The following is a 369-nucleotide window of genomic DNA, read 5'->3' as shown; positions in this document are numbered from 1 at the left end:
CGCGCCCGAGAGGAGTCGAACCCCTAACCTCTTGATCCGTAGTCAAACGCTCTATCCAATTGAGCTACGGGCGCATATGGTGCCGAGGGCGGGGGTCGAACCCGCACGGTGGTCACCCACCGCAGGATTTTAAGTCCTGTGCGTCTGCCTGTTCCGCCACCCCGGCATGTCATATTGAAAATTGGAGCGGAAGACGGGATTCGAACCCGCGACCCCAACCTTGGCAAGGTTGTATTCTACCACTGAACTACTTCCGCAAGACATGTTTGAGATATTTTATTAAAAGTGCGGGTGAAGGGAGTCGAACCCCCACGCCAAAGGCGCTAGATCCTAAGTCTAGTGCGTCTGCCAATTCCGCCACACCCGCAT

The 369-nt window shown here is 55.6% G+C and carries 4 tRNA genes; all 4 read right to left on the bottom strand.

Going from position 1 to position 369, the window contains the following annotated elements:
- A tRNA-Arg gene (locus RT27_RS32035) sits at nt 1–74 on the bottom strand.
- Nucleotides 75–77: 3 nt separating this feature from the next.
- A tRNA-Leu gene (locus RT27_RS32030) sits at nt 78–166 on the bottom strand.
- A gap of 16 nt (nt 167–182) precedes the next feature.
- Nucleotides 183–257, bottom strand: a tRNA-Gly gene (locus RT27_RS32025).
- 29 nt (nt 258–286) lie between these two features.
- Nucleotides 287–367 (bottom strand) — tRNA-Leu (locus RT27_RS32020).
- Nucleotides 368–369: the final 2 nt, after the last annotated feature.

Origin of the sequence: Bacillus sp. L_1B0_5 (assembly GCF_000836715.1) — a bacterium.
GTDB lineage: Bacteria > Bacillota > Bacilli > Bacillales > Bacillaceae_G > Bacillus_A > Bacillus_A thuringiensis_S.
Note: the sequence above shows the minus strand (reverse complement) of the source record. Positions and strands in the feature narration are given on the sequence as shown.